This is a genomic window from Mesorhizobium sp. LNHC252B00 (assembly GCF_000502955.1).
Lineage (GTDB): Bacteria > Pseudomonadota > Alphaproteobacteria > Rhizobiales > Rhizobiaceae > Mesorhizobium.
Genome location: NZ_AYWO01000007.1, coordinates 115712 through 131591 on the forward strand (window position 1 = coordinate 115712; position 15880 = coordinate 131591).

Genomic DNA, 15880 nt, shown 5'->3' on the forward strand with positions numbered 1-15880 from the left:
GCACCACGCAGGTTGTTAAATATCCAGCGTGTGGTCGCGCTCCCATTGCGTGAAGTGCGAAGCATAGGAATTCCATTCCTGGTGCTTCAGCTTTAGGTAGGCCGACGAAAATTCCTCACCCAGCGCCGCCTTGAGCGATTTGTCGTTGTCGAACTCGCGCAACGCATCGAGCAGGTTAAGCGGCAGCTTCGGCGCGCCCTCCACCGTATGGCCGTGCTGGTACATGTCGATGTCGTAGCGCCTGCCCGGATCGGCTTTCGAGCGGATGCCGTCGAGGCCGGCCGCGATGATGACCGCCTGCAGCAGATAAGGGTTGGCGGCACCATCCGGCAGGCGCAGTTCGAAGCGGCCGGGACCGGGCACGCGCACCATGTGGGTGCGGTTGTTGCCGGTCCAGGTCACCGTGTTCGGTGCCCAGGTGGCACCCGAAATGGTGCGCGGCGCGTTGATACGCTTGTAGGAATTGACTGTCGGGTTGGTGATGGCGGCCAGCGCGGAGGCATGCTTCATGATGCCGCCGAGGAAATTCCTGCCCTTCGCCGACAGGCCGAGTTCCATCGCATTGTCGGCGAAGACGTTGGTCTTGCCGGCCTTGTCCCACACCGAGATATGGGCATGGCAGCCATTGCCGGTCAGTCCCTGGAAGGGTTTGGGCATGAAGGTGGCGCGCAGGCCATGCTTTTCCGCGATCGACTTGACCATGAATTTGAAGAAGGAGTGCTTGTCGGCGGTCGCCAACGCATCGTCGAAGGCCCAGTTCATTTCGAACTGGCCGTTGGCGTCCTCGTGGTCGTTCTGGTAGGCGCCCCAGCCGAGCGCGAGCATGTGGTCGCAGATTTCCGCGATGACATCGTAGCGGCGCATCACCGCCTGCTGGTCGTAGCAAGGTTTCGACGCCGTATCGTATTCGTCGGAGATCGTCTTGCCGTCCGGGGAAATCAGGAAGAACTCGGCCTCGACGCCGGTCTTGACATGCATGCCATCACTGGCGGCTTCCGCGACCAGCCGCTTCAGCGTGTTGCGCGGCGCCTGGTCGACCTCCTTGTCGTCCATGATGCAGTTGGCTGCGACCCAGGCCACCTCAGGCTTCCACGGCAGCTGGATGACCGAAGTCGGGTCCGGCACCGCCAGCATGTCGGGATGCGCCGGCGTCAGATCGAGCCAAGTGGCGAAGCCGGCAAAGCCGGCGCCATCCTTCTGCATGTCGGCGATCGCCTGCGCCGGCACCAGCTTGGCACGCTGGCCACTGAACAGGTCGGTGTAGGAAATCATGAAGTATTTGACGTTTTTCGCCCTTGCGAATTCAGCAAGATCAAGTGTCACCGCAGTTCCCCATTTTTTGTCGATTGTTGGCTCCAGAGCATGTGGGCTTCGGCCCTTCGTTGATCAGAAGCCGTTCTTCCCCGGTATCCAGTTGGTGCCGGCCAGCGGCACGCCGGCCATGGCGGCTGCCTCGATCGTCAGCGCGACAAGGTCCTCGGGCTCGAGATTGTGCAGGCTGTTCTTGCCGCAGGCGCGCGCAATGGTCTGCGCCTCGAGCGTCATCACCTTGAGGTAATTCGCCAGCCTGCGTCCGGCGGCGATGGGATCGACCCGCTTCATCAGTTCCGGGTCCTGCGTGGTGATGCCGGCCGGGTCGCGCCCCTCGTGCCAATCGTCATAGGCGCCGGCCGTGGTGCCGAGTTCGTTATACTCCGCCTCCCAGTGGGGATCGTTGTCGCCGAGCGCGACAAGGGCAGCCGTGCCGATCGAGACCGCATCGACGCCGAGGGCCAGCGCCTTGGCGACATCGGCGCCGTTGCGGATGCCGCCGGAGACGATCAGCTGCACCTTGCGGTGCATGCCGAGATCCTGCAGCGCCTGCACGGCCGGCCTGATGCAGGCAAGTGTCGGCTGGCCGACATTTTCGATGAACACTTCCTGCGTCGCGGCGGTACCGCCCTGCATGCCGTCGACGACGACGACATCGGCGCCGGCCTTCACGGCAAGCGCAGTGTCGTAATAGGGCCGCGCGCCGCCGACCTTGACGTAGATCGGCTTCTCCCAGTCGGTGATTTCACGCAGTTCGAGAATCTTGATCTCGAGATCGTCGGGTCCGGTCCAGTCCGGGTGGCGCGAGGCGGAGCGCTGGTCGATGCCTTTCGGCAGCGTGCGCATTTCCGCGACGCGATCCGAGATCTTCTGGCCAAGCAGCATGCCGCCGCCGCCGGGCTTGGCGCCTTGGCCGACGACCACCTCGATGGCATCGGCCCGGCGCAAATCGCGCGGGTTCATGCCGTAGCGGGAGGGCAGATATTGATAGACCAACTGCTTGGAATGGCCGCGCTCCTCCTCGGTCATGCCGCCATCGCCCGTGGTGGTCGAGGTGCCGGCCAGCGTCGCGCCGCGCCCAAGTGCTTCCTTAGCAGGCCCCGACAGCGAACCAAAGCTCATGCCGGCGATGGTGATCGGGATCTTCAGCTCGATAGGCTTCGTGGCGTGGCGCGAACCCAGCACCACGCTGGTGTCGCAGCGTTCGCGATAGCCTTCGAGCGGGTAACGCGAGATCGAGGCGCCGAGGAACAGGAGGTCGTCGAAATGCGGCAGCTTGCGTTTGGCACCGCCACCACGGATGTCATAGATGCCGGTCGCCGCGGCACGGCGAATTTCGGAAAGCGTATAGTCGTCGAAGGTCGCGGATTTGCGCGGCGTCGTCGGCGGGTTCCTGTAGGTCATGCTGCCTCAATACGCGTCGGCGTTGTCGATATTGAAATTGTAGAGCGTGCGCGCCGAGCCGTAGCGCTTGAATTCCGAGGGATTGACGCCGGTGACACCGGCGCGGTCGAGCAGGCCCTGCAGCAATTCCAGATGCTCGGTCCGCATCTCCTTGGCAATGCAGTCGGCACCCAGGCTGTCGACCTTGCCGCGCACGAACAGCCGCGCCTCGTAGATGGAATCGCCCAGCGCGTCGCCGGCGTCGCCAAGCACCACCAGATTTCCGGACTGCGCCATGAACGCAGACATGTGGCCGATATTGCCGTGAACGACGATGTCGATCCCCTTCATCGAGATGCCGCAGCGCGACGAGGCGTTGCCCTCGATGACCAGCAGGCCGCCCCTGCCGGTGGCGCCGGCATACTGGCTGGCGTCACCCTTGATGGTGATCGACCCCGACATCATGTTCTCGCCGACGCCGGGACCCGCCGAGCCATGCACGGTAATCGTGCTGCCGGAATTCATGCCGCCGCAGTAATAGCCGACGCTGCCGCGCACATCGATGGCGACAGGCTGGTCGACGCCAACGGCGACCGAATGACTGCCTTTCGGATGGAGCACCTCCCAGGCTGTTTCATTCGAGCCGGGAGCCAGATTGTGAAGTGCCTGGTTGAGTTCGCGCAGCGACAGCTGATCGAGATCGAAGACCCGAGGGTCGTGCGCCGTCATCTTTGAAAGGTTGATTGCCGGCATGAACTCAGTGCTCCCAGAAATAGACGGTTGCGGGCTCGGGTTCCCAGACCCTCGCATTGTCTATGCCGGGCAGTTTGGTCAGCGCGCGATATTCCGAGCCGAAGGCGACATACTGGTCGGTCTCGGCCATCACGGCGGGCTTGCAGGCGATCGGGTCGCGCACCACGCCAAAGCCGTTCTTGGTGCCGACGACAAAGGTGAAGAAGCCGTCGAGATCGGAGAGCGTGCCTTCCAGCGCCTCGCCGAGATTCTTGCCATGCGCCATCTGCGACGAGAGATAGGCGGCGGCGACCTCGGTGTCATTCTCGGTCTCGAAAGTCATGCCTTCGCGGATCAGCTCGCGGCGGACATTGTTGTGGTTGGAAAGCGAACCATTGTGCACCAGGCACTGGTCGGCGCCGGTCGAGAACGGATGCGCGCCCATCGTCGTCACTGCCGATTCCGTCGCCATGCGGGTGTGGCCGATGCCATGCGTGCCGGTCATCTTGCGAACATCGAAGCGATCGACGACGGCCTCGGGCAGGCCGACTTCCTTGTAGATCTCGACAACGTCGCCGGCGCCCATGATGCGGATGTCGGGGCGTAGCGCCTGGATGGTTTCGCGCGCTTCGTCGATCTTGGCAGGCGTGGTCCTGACGACCGCATGGGTGGATTTCACCGCGATCGTCACCGGTGTGCCGATGGCCCTGGCGAGTTCCGCCTCGAGGCCGCGGAAATCGCGCTCCGGCTTGGCTGACTGGATGGTGATCTTGGCCTCGTTTTTGGAAGGCGCGCCATAGATGGCGATGCCGGCGCTGTCCGGGCCGCGATCGCTGAGCGAGATCAGCATCTGCGACAGCATCGCCCCAAGCTGGGGTTCCAGCGCCTTGTCTTTCAAAAACAGTCCGACAATCCCACACATGTCAGCCTCCCAACGTTTGTAACTATGAGATGATGTATCGAATGCGTTGGCAAAATTCAATGCTATGAAAAAAATTTTCCTCTGATTACGTGCGTGGCGTAATGCCGCCATGCGAATTATCGCTGCCCGTCCGCGCATTGTGAACCCATTTGGCGGTGCGGATGCGGGCGATCTTGTAGGCGTCGAGGATCGACAGGGCATAGATCAGGAAGCCGCCGGCATGGCGGCCGACGAAGCTGGCATCAGGCGGCGCGATCTTGGCCGTGACCCATGCCAGGATCACCATGAAGAAGAGGAACTGCAGGCCGCGCACCGGCACGCCGAGAATGACATGTCCGCTTGCCGGCAGCATGATTGCGGCGCCGAGGACCAGATAGGGATTGGTGGGTGCGGGGATGGAACTGGTCATGCGGCCTGCCGTTCGGTTTTGTTGATGGCGTCGCGCAGCGCCGACACCGATACCAGCAATCTTTCGATCAATGCTGGATCGAGTGTGGTGCCGCCAAATTCGGCTTGCCGGAAAACGCCGTAGCGTGCCCGTTCGGCCTCGGCCAGCAGCCAGACGATACGCACTCCGTTCGGGGTGATCAGCAGTTCCTTGGCGCGGCCCTCGGCAAAGATCTCGATATGGCTGGCGATGAGGCCCTGGGGAAAGCGCGCCGCCCTGCGGTCGGTGCGCAGCACCGCCTCGGCAGGAAATCCCGGGGCCTTCGGCAGCGTATGCTCAAGGTGATCGAAATTGGAGAAGGTCGTCGGCGAGCCCGGCCGCATCATCATGTCGAACGTAGCTGGCACCGCCACCGCTTCGGTGACCGAAACACTGAGCCAGCGCGCCGGCAGTTTCCGCGTCGCCAGCGTATCGACGATGGTGCGTACCTGCACGCGCCGGCCTCTCCATGATCCTTGCCAGGTGATGACGCCGGCGGTGCCGTCCGAAACATCGGCTGCGTCGGCGATGACTGTGCGGACACGGCCCTGCTCGACGGCGAGCGCAGCCGAGGCCCTTTTGCGGCCGATGCGCGCCAGCCAGGCAAGGTGGAGGACGAGAGCCAGGACAATGGCCCCGGCAAGCAGTGCTGGTGTCACCTCGGACATTTTCTCATGCCGGGCCCGCCCGGAGTCCGGACAGGCCTGCTCCCATCAATACCCCTGCGGCTTCGGCCACGGCATGGTGAACTGATCGCCGCGCCGCACGAATCTGTACCGGTAGAAATGGAACCACAGCGAGATCAAGAAGTAGAAGGCGACCATGGCGATCAGCTGCGAACCGAAGCCGAGGAAGATGGCGAAGAAGGTCACCACGCAAAGGCAAAACAGCACGACGGCCGGGATCGGATGGAACGGGTGCGTGTAGCCGCGGCGGATAGAGCCCAGCGGCCACTTCTTGCGGAACATGACGATGTTGATGCTCATGAACGTGTATTGCAGCACGCCTGACAGGATCGAGAAAGTGATCGCCTGGTTGAGGTCGGCGATGAAGGCGAAGGCCAGCGCGATCGGCAGCAGGAACAGGATCGAGCGGTAGGGCGTGCGATATTTCGGGTGCACGGCCGAGAACCAGGTCGGCAGATAGCGGTCACGGCCGAGCGAGAACCAGGCGCGCGCCGCATCGTTGATGCAGCCATTGGCCGAGGCCAGCGCGGCAAGCAGCGTGGCGACGAACAGCAGGTTCTCGAGCAGCGGACTGCCGGTCAGCTTGCCCGCGTCCCACAACGGGTAATAGGTGATGCCCAGATATTCCCACGGCATCATCGAGGCGCAGACATACCAGGTCATGGCGGCGGCGATCAAAAGCGTGATCATGCCGGCCATGGTGCCGTAAGGCAGCGAGCGGGCCGGCGAGCGCACTTCTTCGGCGGCCTGCGTGGTGCCCTCGATGCCGAGATAATACCAGATGCCGAACTGGAAGGCGGCGATGACACCGATCCAGCCATAGGGCAGGGCATTGCCGGGGGTGACCAGTTCGTTGAGCTTCAGCACGGCGCCCTGCGTCCACGGGCTGACCGAGAAGAACAGGATGACGATCGAGATATAGGCGATTGCGGTGATGACGAAGTTGACGTTGAGCGTCATCAGCACGCCACGATAGTTCAGCCACGCCAGCACGACGATGGTCGCGGCGATGAAGGAATTGTGGGTCAGCCCTTCGACCCCTGCCTTGGCGACGATGGTGTCGCCGAGCAGGATGGCGTCGGACACTTCGAGCATGGTGTAGGCAAAGACCAGGAACAGCGCGACATTGAACGCCATCAGCGGTCCGACAATGTGCTTGGCCTGCGCATATTGGCCGCCGGCGGCGGCGACGGTCGATGTCACCTCGGAATCGATCATCGCGACCGAGGTGTAGAGCAAACCGACAACCCAGCAGACGATCAGTGCTGCCAGCGCGCCGCCCTTGTCGGCGGCAAAGTTCCAGCCTGTGAATTCGCCGACGAGAACGATGCCGACGCCAAGCGCCCAGACATGGGCCGGGCCAAGCACGCGCAGCAGGGAAACCCTGTCTCCGTGGATTGCCGGTTCAAGTGTAACCGTCATTGTTCAATCCCCACTCAGATCCGGTGTTTTTCGGAAACGGCTTCCAGTTCACCTTCGCGCGACGAGGTCAGCACCTCTTCGGAGAAGGTCGTGTCGACCTTGAACCAGTCGTAGAGCATCCACAGGGCAAGCACGATCGAGATGCCCCAGCATGCGTAAGAGAGTACCGTCCACATGGTGCGTGCCCCAATTTTGTCGTCGAAGCTTTTACTTGTCGTCGAATTTTTCGTTGATGACGTCGCGATATTCGCGGTCGGATGCGCGAAACAGGAAGACGAAATAGCCGATCAGCACCGCGGCCATGATAATCAGCGTCGGCCAGTCGATGACATAGTGGAAGCGGTTCTGGATGATGTCATGCGCGGTCTCGGGCGTGTAGCCGAGCTTTTCCCAGATCGAGGCCATGGTCGGGTTCTGGCCAAGCGCTTCCCACGTCTTGGCGTCGAGCGCGTCGATCGATTTTGCCGCACCGGCAAGGCCCAGCTTGAGCGGCAGCCACAGTGCCACGAAAATGGCGACCACGACGACGGCGATGTCGAAAACCTGCCCGGCCTTGCTCTGCTCCGGTGGCGTGTAGCGCGGCATCTCTTCTACCCCTCAGGACTTGCGGTTGCGGAACGCGTCGGCGTTCTTGATATCGAGCCCGTAGATGAATTCCTTGTCTTCCTTGTAGTGCTTGACCATCGCCAGGATGGCGGCCGTGTTGAAGATCAGCACGGCAGCGGCGGCGGCGGCGACGACCGCCTTGATCCCCGTGTTCGGGACGTACGGCCACGTCATGAAGAGGACGAAGAGGATCGTCGCCCACAGGCACACGATCAGGAGCGCGGACCCGCGCACGTCGGAACGGTACAGCGCTTCGATGCGCCGGTGCATGTCTGACATCGGTTTTCCCCTTTTCCCAACGTTCGACCCCGAATTGGCCGCTCGCCGCCCTCTTTCAAGAGAGTGAAATTTTTTTCATAATTCCGTCCGAATCCCGCAATTGTCAAGCGCGATTTACGCCGGGTTAACCGTTTGCTTCGCGCAACGGATTTTGCCTCACAATGAAATTAATTGCTTATGGGTATTGCGGCGCCCTGACGTTTGCGGTCAATATTCGGCCAAAGCTCCCGCCGCTGCGCAGGGAGCGGGGAACGGCAAAAGATTTTTCGAAGCGGAGGACGTGCGGATGACGGCATCCTGGAGATTTTCGGCCCTGGCGGATCGCCATCGCGCGCTCGGCTCGAAGCTCGAAGACTGGAGCGGCATGGGAACCGCCTGGAGCTACGACAAGAATGCCGACGAGGAGTACATCGCCATCCGCACCAAGGCTGGCCTGATGGACGTCTCCGGCCTCAAGAAGGTCCACATCACCGGGCCGCATGCCTCGCACCTGATCGACCTGGCGACGACGCGCGATGTCGAAAAGATCTATCCCGGCAAGTCGGCCTATGCCTGCATGCTGAACGAAGCCGGAAAATTCACCGACGATTGCATCCTCTACCGCACCGGCCCCAATGCCTGGATGGTCGTGCACGGATCGGGCACCGGCCACGAGGAATTGCAGCGCGCTTCGGTAGGACGCGACGTCTCGCTGCGCTTCGACGACAATCTGCACGATCTGTCGCTGCAGGGCCCGACATCGGTCGACTATCTGGCCAAGCATGTGCCGGGCATCCGCGACCTCAACTATTTCCACCACATGCAGACGCAGCTGTTCGGCTTTCCGGTGATGATTTCGCGCACCGGTTACACCGGCGAGCGCGGCTACGAGATCTTCTGCCGCGGCCAGGATGCCGGCACGATCTGGGACAGGATCCTCGACGAAGGCAAGAGCGCCGGCATCATTCCGTGCCGCTTCACCACGCTCGACATGCTGCGCGTCGAAAGTTACCTGCTCTTTTATCCCTACGACAATTCCCAAAAGTATCCGTTCGACAATGAAGGCCCCGGCGACACGCTGTGGGAACTCGGCCTCGATTTCACCGTCAGCCCTGGCAAGACGGGCTTTCGCGGCGCCGAGGAGCACTACCGCCTGAAGGGCAAGGAGCGCTTCAAGATCTATGGCGTTCTGCTTGACGGCAAGGAGCCCGCCGATGAAGGCGCGCCGGTCTATCGCGACGGAAAGAAGGTCGGCTTGGTGACCTGCGCCATGTATTCGCCGCTGGTCGAGAAATCGATGGGCATCGCCCGGCTCGACGTCGATTGCGCGGTCAAGGACACCAGGCTCGAAATCCGCAACAAGAGCGGTGCCATCAAGGCGACTGCGCAGCCGCTCCCTTTCGATGATCCCAAGAAGACAAAGCGCACGGCGAAAGGTTGAGGCATAGTCAACGGCGAGGGGTTCGAGGCACGAAGACTTAAATGGCAGCCAAAAGCATCATCAGCCGGCCGGTTTACGGAACCTTGGGTCCGCAACCGGGCAAGCATCATCTATTTATCGCGGATGCGGAAGGGGCGCTGGCGATAAGGGACATGGCCGGCAGCGCGCCGGCCGGGTTCTTCGACGGGGCCGAAATCGTCTTTATTCCTGGCTCTGACGGTAAACACATCGCCGCGCTCGAAATGCTGAAACCGGCACAGTTTCATCAGGCCCCGTCCTTCGCCAGCCTGCTGCCACGGCTCAGGCAGACACTCGCCAACGCGCATATGGGGCTGCGCCTCTATCTCGCCGGCACAGAAGGCCTGATCGGCCAGGCGATGCAGGTGGCGCTTGAAGCCGGCATCGACCACACCTCGATCCAGACCGAGCACCGCGGCTCGCTGGCGCGGCGCATGCAGTGCGTTCACTGCAAGGGCATCACCGAGAATGTGACGACGCAGCCGGCGACCTGCGCGCATTGCGGGCTGCTGCTTCTGGTGCGCGATCACTATTCCCGGCGCATCGCCGCCTTCCAGGGCGTCTGCATCAATGCGGAAGATCGCTCGGAGATTCCTCCGATGGAGGAGGTCTTCCGATGAGCATCGGAACAACAAAACTCGACGTCGTCGTCAGCGATGTCGTCCCGGTCAACGACCTGGTCACCCGCTTCCATTTCCGTCGCCGCGACGGCGAGCTTTTGCCGATCTTTTCCGGTGGCGCCCATGTCGTGGTCGAGATGCGCGACGGCGAGCGCACCAGGCTCAATCCTTATTCGCTGATGGGCTCGCCGCTCGACACCCGCGAATATACGATCTCGGTGCGCCGCGACGATGTCGGCCGCGGCGGCTCGCTGTTCATGCACAGGCATGTTCGCCCCGGCATGGAGATGGTGGTCAGCTACCCCGTCAACCTATTCTCGCTTGACCTGCGCGCCAGGAAGCACCTGATGCTGGCCGGCGGCATCGGCATCACGCCGTTCATGGCGCAGACCGCGCAACTGGCGGCCGAAGGCGGCAATTTCGAGCTGCACTACACCTGCCGCACCGCATCGCTCGGCACCTATGCCGATGTGCTGCGCGAGCGCTACGGCCGTCGCATCAGGCTCTATCACGACGATCGCGAGGAACGCATCGAGCTCGACCGCTTGCTGTCGACGCAGCCGCTCGGCACGCATCTCTATGTCTGCGGCCCGGCCGGCATGATCAATTGGGTGCGTGACCGCGCGGCAAGCCTCGGCTGGCCGACGGAGACCGTGCATTTCGAGCATTTCGCGGCCCCCCAGCCCGGGCTGCCGTTCGACGTGACGCTTGCCGTCAGCGCCAAGACGATCCGTGTCGATGAGCAGCAGAGCCTTCTCGAGGCGATCGAGGCGGCCGGCGTCGATCCACCCTATCTCTGCCGCGGCGGCGTCTGTGGCCAGTGTGAAACCAACGTCATCTCTTCGGACGGCAGGTTCATCCACAACGACCACTGGCTGAGCGAGGAAGAGCACCGTTCGGGCAAGAAGATCATGCCGTGCGTGTCGCGCTTCGAGGGCCGGTCGCTGGTCCTGGAGCGCTAGGAGAAAATCATGGGCATCACCTTTCGCAAGGAAACGTTCCGCGACGACTTCACCTTCAGGAACAGCCCGGAGCACATCAGGCGGTTTCCGTTCCCGTTCCACGAAGATGCCTACATGTATGCCGTCAACATCGAGCCGCATGTCGTCGGGTCGAGGGGCAGCGTGCTGGAAAATCTGATCGACGTCGACGAGCACTATGTCGCCGAGATGCAGGACCGCGCGCTGGTGCTCGCCGAGGACCCGTTGCGGTGCCAGTCGCTGCCGCACATGACGTTGGCCGGCTGGGACCTGCTCGAGCTTTTGATGGAGCAGCAGGCACTTGGCTATCCCGAGCACTTCACGCTGACCCGTGACGGCGATCGTTGGCGCTGGATCAACCGGCCGCTCGGCATCGACGACACCTTCACCTTCGGCGACACCTCGACGCTGCCTTACGGGCCGATGGAGTACATCACCCGGCAGAGCCAGGGCGATTTCTGCATCCTCGACCAGCGCGACGGCAATCTGTGGATGGATGCCGGCATGGTCACCACCCAGGCCGACTGGTCGCTCGATTTCGACATCGGCATGAATTTCTTCGAATGGCACGCGCCGGTGCCGCTGGCGCATGAGAAGGGGATTTTCGTCAGGGCGCTGAAATTCCTCACCAACATCCAGCAAGGCAAGCCGGCGCGGCGCCTGAACTGGACGATGACCATCAATCCACGCCTCGATACGAGCCCGGAGAACTATCACAAATGGGGTCCGGACCGGGCGACGGTGACGCCCGAAAATGTCGGCGACAAGGTGCATCTGCGCGTCGAACTGCAGAGCTTCTGGCGCCTGCCGCGCTCGAACGGCATCGTCTTTCCAATTCGCTGCTACCTGATCAAGATGGATGAACTGGTGACGCAGCCGAAATGGGCACGGCGCCTGCACCGCGTCATCCGCGATCTTCCCGACGAACTCGCCAATTACAAGGGCCTGACGCGCTACCGTCCGGCGCTCGTCGAGTGGTTGTCGAAGCTCGATGATGGGAGTGCGACGAGCCCGGGGTTCGGGCCGGACTGAAGCTGCCGCCCGCAAATCTGCCGATCTCCCCCTCGAGGGGGGAGATCGGCTAACCTAACCCGCGCTCTGCGGATAGCAGATGATCGAGAGATAGCGCATCGGCAGTTTGGTCAGCTGCTCCGGCCCGTGCGGCGCATCCGCGTCGAAGAACAGGCTGTCGCCGGGCTTCATCGGGTAGAGGTTGCTGCCGTGCCGGTAAACGACCTCGCCCTCGAGCATGTAGAGGAACTCCATGCCTTCGTGCTGGAAGGTCGGGAACACATCCGAATCCTCCGTCAGCGTGATCAGATAGGGTTCGACGACGACGCCGCTGGTGTTGGAACCGATATGACCGAGCAGATTGTACTGGTGGCCGGCTCGCGTACCGCGGCGCTCGACATCGAGGCCTTCGCCCGCCTTGACGAAGACGGCACTGCGCTCTTCCTCGAAGCGGCGGAAGAAGGCGGTCACCGGAACGCCCAGCGCCCGCGACAGTGCCTGCAAAGTGGTCAGCGACGGCGAGGTGATGCCGTTCTCGATTTTCGACAGCATGCCCAGCGAAATGTCGGTGGCGACCGCGAGGTCTGCGACGGTGATGCCGAGCTTCTTGCGGAAGGCGCGCACCTCGCGGCCGATCGCGACCTCCAGCACTTTTTCACGGGTATCGCGAATGGCATGCGGGTTCTGCGTCAGCGGCGCGCGGATGGTTTTCCCGTCGGCCGAGACCTTTGGCAGCGGCTTGGCCTTCGCACCGGCGGAACCAGCCTTGGAATCGGAAACTGTCTTCGCCATGTCGCCCCGGCACTCCTGGGATTTATTTCACTCTAGGTGAACATGTCAGCTGCCGATACAGCAGCGCAACTGCGACGGCAAGTCGCCTGAAGGCGCATGCGCGTGATCCCGCGTTTGGCCGCACCAGTTTTTTTTCGGAAATCCATCACGGTGCAACCTTGTTTCAGCACCGGCCGGTTGACAGCACGAAAGGGCCAATTATTGTCCTGTGAGTGAAATTTGTTTCGTAAGAGCAATTCCATGAAAAACGTAAAGCGGTTTTCCCGGGAAAAGCCGGTTGCGCTTTCCCTTGGGGATTGCGTCAAGACAAAAGCCGAAATCGGATCGGGAGGCCTGCCATGAACAGTCGCGTTGCCGTCATCGGAGCCGGTCCATCCGGCCTGGCACAGCTCAGGGCTTTCAAGTCGGCGGCCGACAAGGGCGCCGACATCCCCGAGATCGTCTGCTTCGAAAAGCAGTCGGACTGGGGCGGCCTATGGAATTACACCTGGCGCACCGGCCTCGACGAGCACGGCGATCCTGTGCATGGCTCGATGTACCGCTACCTATGGTCCAACGGCCCGAAGGAATGCCTGGAATTCGCCGACTACACTTTCGAGGAGCATTTCGGCCGGCCGATCGGCTCCTATCCGCCGCGCGCCGTGCTGTGGGATTACATCAAGGGCCGTGTCGAGAAGTCGGGCGTGCGCAAATGGGTGCGCTTCAACAGCCCGGTGCGCATGGTCACCTTCTCGAACGAGACGAAGAAATTTACCGTCACCGCGCATGACCGCACCAATGACGTCACCTACTCGGAAGAGTTCGACAATGTCGTCGTCGCTTCGGGGCATTTCTCGGTGCCCAACGTGCCCTATTTCGAGGGTTTCTCCACCTTCAACGGCCGCATCTTGCACAGCCATGATTTCCGCGACGCGATGGAATTCAAGGGCAAGGATATCCTGATCATCGGCCGTTCCTATTCAGCCGAGGACATCGGTTCGCAATGTTACAAGTACGGCGCCAAATCGATCACCACCAGCTACCGCTCGAAGCCGATGGGCTTCAAATGGCCGGAGAATTGGAAAGAGGTGCCGCTGCTGCAGAAGGTTGTCGGCAAGACGGCGCATTTCAAGGATGGCACTACTAGGGATGTCGACGCTATCATCCTGTGCACCGGCTACCTGCATTCTTTCCCGTTCCTGACCGACGATTTGAAGCTCAAGACCGCCAACCGCATGTGGCCGCTCGATCTCTACGAAGGCGTCGTCTGGGAGAAGAACCCGCAGCTTTCCTATATCGGCATGCAGGACCAGTTCTACACCTTCAACATGTTCGACGCGCAGGCCTGGTTCGCGCGAGACGTGATCATGGGCCGCATCAAGCTGCCGTCGGCCGAGGCGATGGCCGCGCACGGCGCGAAATGGCGGGCGCGTGAGGAAACGCTCGAAGACGCCGAGCAGATGATCTGGTTCCAGGGCGACTACACCAAGGAATTGATGGATCAGACCGACTATCCCGGTTTCGATGTCGAGGCGGTCAACCAGACCTTCATGGAGTGGGAGCACCACAAAGGCGAAGACATCATGAGCTTCCGCGACCACGCCTATCGCTCGCTGATGACCGGCACCATGGCGCCGTTGCATCATACGCCCTGGCTGCAGGCGCTGGACGATTCGATGGAGAGCTATCTGGAGGTAAAGGGGGTAGCGGCTGAGTAGCTCCGGCCTCCGAACCGAAGGGTCGCATCAGCGAAAAGTGGATACCGGTTTTTGCTTCGCTGACCTCCGTTCGGAAAAGATCATGGTCAAATAAGAAAACGAAAATAGAGTCCGCGGCTTAGGGTCAAAATCCAATCATTCTGAACGATCGAGTCCCGGCCCTTCTCGGCCATTTGACGCCGAGAGCCTGGACGACGCAAGTTGACCCGATCACGACGCTCACTCCGGTCAGTGGTAACGTCCGGATTTGGCGCGCGATTCCGACCTCAGCGAACGAAGTTACGACACGCCATTCCAGTGTATGATTGCTTCGCCAAATTAGGTGTGCGCTGCAATAGCAGCCGGATTCAGTCGCGCTTGCCGAAGGGGCTGTCGGCTCTGGCGGGATTGGCGTAAGCTACAGCTAAGGGGGTGCACACATGCACCGCATCATCGCCATAGCGATCTTAGTTCTCGCGGCCGTGTTCAGCTCCGCGCGGGCGGAGGTGCTGATCGGCGTCTCGGCTGCGATGACGGGACGGCTCGCCTGGATCGGCGAGCAGGGACAGCGCGGCGCGGAGATGGCAGTGGCCGACGTCAACACGGCGGGCGGCGTGCTCGGCCAGAAGGTGAGGCTCATCTCGGTCGACGACTTCTGCGATCCCGAGCAAGCTGTGGCGGCCGCCAAGAAGCTGGTGGCTGACGGGGTCGTGCTCGTCGTCGGGCATTATTGCTCCGGGGCCTCGATCCCCGCATCAAAAGTGTACGAGGAGGCGGGCGTCGTTGAGATATCCCCAGGCTCGACCAATCCGCAGCTGACCGAACAGGGCCGTGCCAATGTCTTTCGCACCATTGGCCGCGACGACGCGCAAGGGTTCATCGCCGGCAACTACCTTGCCGATCGCTGGGGCAACAAGAAGATTGCGATCCTCCACGACAACTCGACCTATGGGAAGGGTCTCGCCGACGAGACCAGGAAGCAGCTGAACAAGCGGGGCGTGACTGAGGCCGTTTACGACGCATACATTCCCGGGAAGGACGACTATTCGGCCGAGGTCGCTGCGTTGCAGACCGCCGGCGTCTCGGCCTTGTATGTGGGTGGGTATCATGCCGAGGTTGCGCTGATTGCTCGCGCTGCACACGACAGTGGCTATACGCTTCAGCTCATATCCGGAGATGCTTTGGCGACCGAGGAATTTGCCCTGATCGCCGGCCCCGCGGCGGAGGGGACCCTCTTCACGTTCCCGGCGGACCCGAGGCGAAGCTCCGAAGCGGCCGCGGTCGTTGAGCAGTTCCGTGCGGAGAACTTCGAACCCGCGGGCTATACGCTGTTGAGCTACTGCGCGGTCCAGGTCTGGGCCCAGGCCGTCTCGAAGGCAGGTTCGCTGGAGCCGAAGGCCGTCATTGCGGCACTGCACGAACAGGAATTCGACACCGTCATCGGCCGGGTCGATTTCGACGACAAGGGCGACCTCACGAAGCAGAGCTGGGTTTGGTACGTCTGGCGCGGCGGAGAGTACGTGCCGGTTGAATAGGATTCGCTGATCGCCGGCGCGCCGGCTGAGACGTCTAGTCTGATGAAGACCAGTGTGGCC

The 15880-nt window shown here is 62.0% G+C and carries 17 protein-coding genes; 6 read left to right on the plus strand and 11 right to left on the minus strand.

Translation table 11 applies throughout. From position 1 onward, the window contains the following. Window positions 1-15 precede the first annotated feature (15 nt). The 10 genes from glnT to X744_RS158030 all read right to left on the minus strand — a co-directional run bounded on the left by glnT (window position 16) and on the right by X744_RS158030 (window position 7768). On the minus strand, window positions 16-1323 hold the full coding sequence (glnT, locus tag X744_RS158075) for a type III glutamate--ammonia ligase (protein ID WP_023759007.1): 1308 nt from the start codon (window positions 1321-1323) through the stop codon (window positions 16-18). 63 nt (window positions 1324-1386) lie between these two features. Next, a complete protein-coding gene (locus X744_RS158070) occupies window positions 1387-2715 on the minus strand; it encodes an FMN-binding glutamate synthase family protein (protein ID WP_023759008.1) in 1329 nt (442 codons plus the stop codon). A gap of 6 nt (window positions 2716-2721) precedes the next feature. Further along, on the minus strand, window positions 2722-3447 hold the full coding sequence (locus X744_RS158065; RefSeq protein ID WP_023759009.1) for a GXGXG domain-containing protein: 726 nt from the start codon (window positions 3445-3447) through the stop codon (window positions 2722-2724). A 4-nt stretch (window positions 3448-3451) separates the two neighbouring features. Beyond that, window positions 3452-4348 (minus strand): glutamine amidotransferase family protein, encoded by an 897-nt coding sequence (locus X744_RS158060; protein WP_023759010.1) that lies wholly within the window; start codon window positions 4346-4348, stop codon window positions 3452-3454. 85 nt (window positions 4349-4433) lie between these two features. Next, a complete protein-coding gene (locus X744_RS158055) occupies window positions 4434-4757 on the minus strand; it encodes a hypothetical protein (RefSeq protein WP_023759011.1) in 324 nt (107 codons plus the stop codon). Beyond that, window positions 4754-5443: a hypothetical protein gene (locus X744_RS158050; protein ID WP_023759012.1), complete on the minus strand. Its 690-nt coding sequence runs from the start codon at window positions 5441-5443 to the stop codon at window positions 4754-4756. The genes X744_RS158055 and X744_RS158050 overlap by 4 nt, the downstream gene beginning before the upstream one ends. 45 nt (window positions 5444-5488) lie before the next feature. Next, complete coding sequence (locus X744_RS158045) at window positions 5489-6883, minus strand: amino acid permease (RefSeq protein WP_023759013.1); 1395 nt, start codon at window positions 6881-6883, stop codon at window positions 5489-5491. 14 nt (window positions 6884-6897) lie between these two features. Beyond that, entirely contained in the window at window positions 6898-7059 is a 162-nt protein-coding gene (locus X744_RS1000000171975) for a hypothetical protein (RefSeq protein ID WP_023759014.1), read from the minus strand. Between the two features lie 31 nt (window positions 7060-7090). Beyond that, the gene (locus tag X744_RS158035) at window positions 7091-7468 is read right to left on the minus strand and encodes a hypothetical protein (RefSeq protein ID WP_023759015.1); all 378 of its coding nucleotides are present in this window, start codon (window positions 7466-7468) and stop codon (window positions 7091-7093) included. A gap of 12 nt (window positions 7469-7480) precedes the next feature. Further along, window positions 7481-7768 (minus strand): hypothetical protein, encoded by a 288-nt coding sequence (locus X744_RS158030; protein WP_023759016.1) that lies wholly within the window; start codon window positions 7766-7768, stop codon window positions 7481-7483. A 286-nt stretch (window positions 7769-8054) separates the two neighbouring features. On the opposite strand from X744_RS158030, the gene X744_RS158025 reads away from it, so the two are divergent. Genes X744_RS158025 through X744_RS158015 form a run of 4 tightly spaced genes read left to right on the plus strand, consistent with a single transcriptional unit; the run spans window position 8055 to window position 11838 of the window. After that, entirely contained in the window at window positions 8055-9188 is a 1134-nt protein-coding gene (locus tag X744_RS158025; protein ID WP_023759017.1) for an aminomethyltransferase family protein, read from the plus strand. Between the two features lie 41 nt (window positions 9189-9229). Further along, a complete protein-coding gene (locus X744_RS158020; protein WP_023759018.1) occupies window positions 9230-9826 on the plus strand; it encodes a dimethylamine monooxygenase subunit DmmA family protein in 597 nt (198 codons plus the stop codon). Further along, complete coding sequence (locus X744_RS0136730; protein ID WP_031260149.1) at window positions 9823-10788, plus strand: PDR/VanB family oxidoreductase; 966 nt, start codon at window positions 9823-9825, stop codon at window positions 10786-10788. The genes X744_RS158020 and X744_RS0136730 overlap by 4 nt, the downstream gene beginning before the upstream one ends. 9 nt (window positions 10789-10797) lie before the next feature. Beyond that, complete coding sequence (locus X744_RS158015; protein ID WP_023759020.1) at window positions 10798-11838, plus strand: DUF3445 domain-containing protein; 1041 nt, start codon at window positions 10798-10800, stop codon at window positions 11836-11838. A gap of 54 nt (window positions 11839-11892) precedes the next feature. On the opposite strand, the gene X744_RS158010 is transcribed toward X744_RS158015, so the two are convergent. Beyond that, window positions 11893-12609, minus strand: coding sequence for an XRE family transcriptional regulator (locus X744_RS158010; protein WP_023759021.1), 717 nt, complete (start codon window positions 12607-12609; stop codon window positions 11893-11895). 338 nt (window positions 12610-12947) lie between these two features. Between X744_RS158010 and X744_RS158005 the strand changes: the two genes are divergently transcribed. Both X744_RS158005 and X744_RS158000 read left to right on the plus strand, forming a co-directional pair. Beyond that, a complete protein-coding gene (locus tag X744_RS158005; RefSeq protein WP_023759022.1) occupies window positions 12948-14306 on the plus strand; it encodes an NAD(P)/FAD-dependent oxidoreductase in 1359 nt (452 codons plus the stop codon). 419 nt (window positions 14307-14725) lie between these two features. Next, window positions 14726-15820 (plus strand): branched-chain amino acid ABC transporter substrate-binding protein, encoded by a 1095-nt coding sequence (locus X744_RS158000; protein ID WP_023759023.1) that lies wholly within the window; start codon window positions 14726-14728, stop codon window positions 15818-15820. The last annotated feature ends 60 nt before the right edge of the window (window positions 15821-15880 follow it).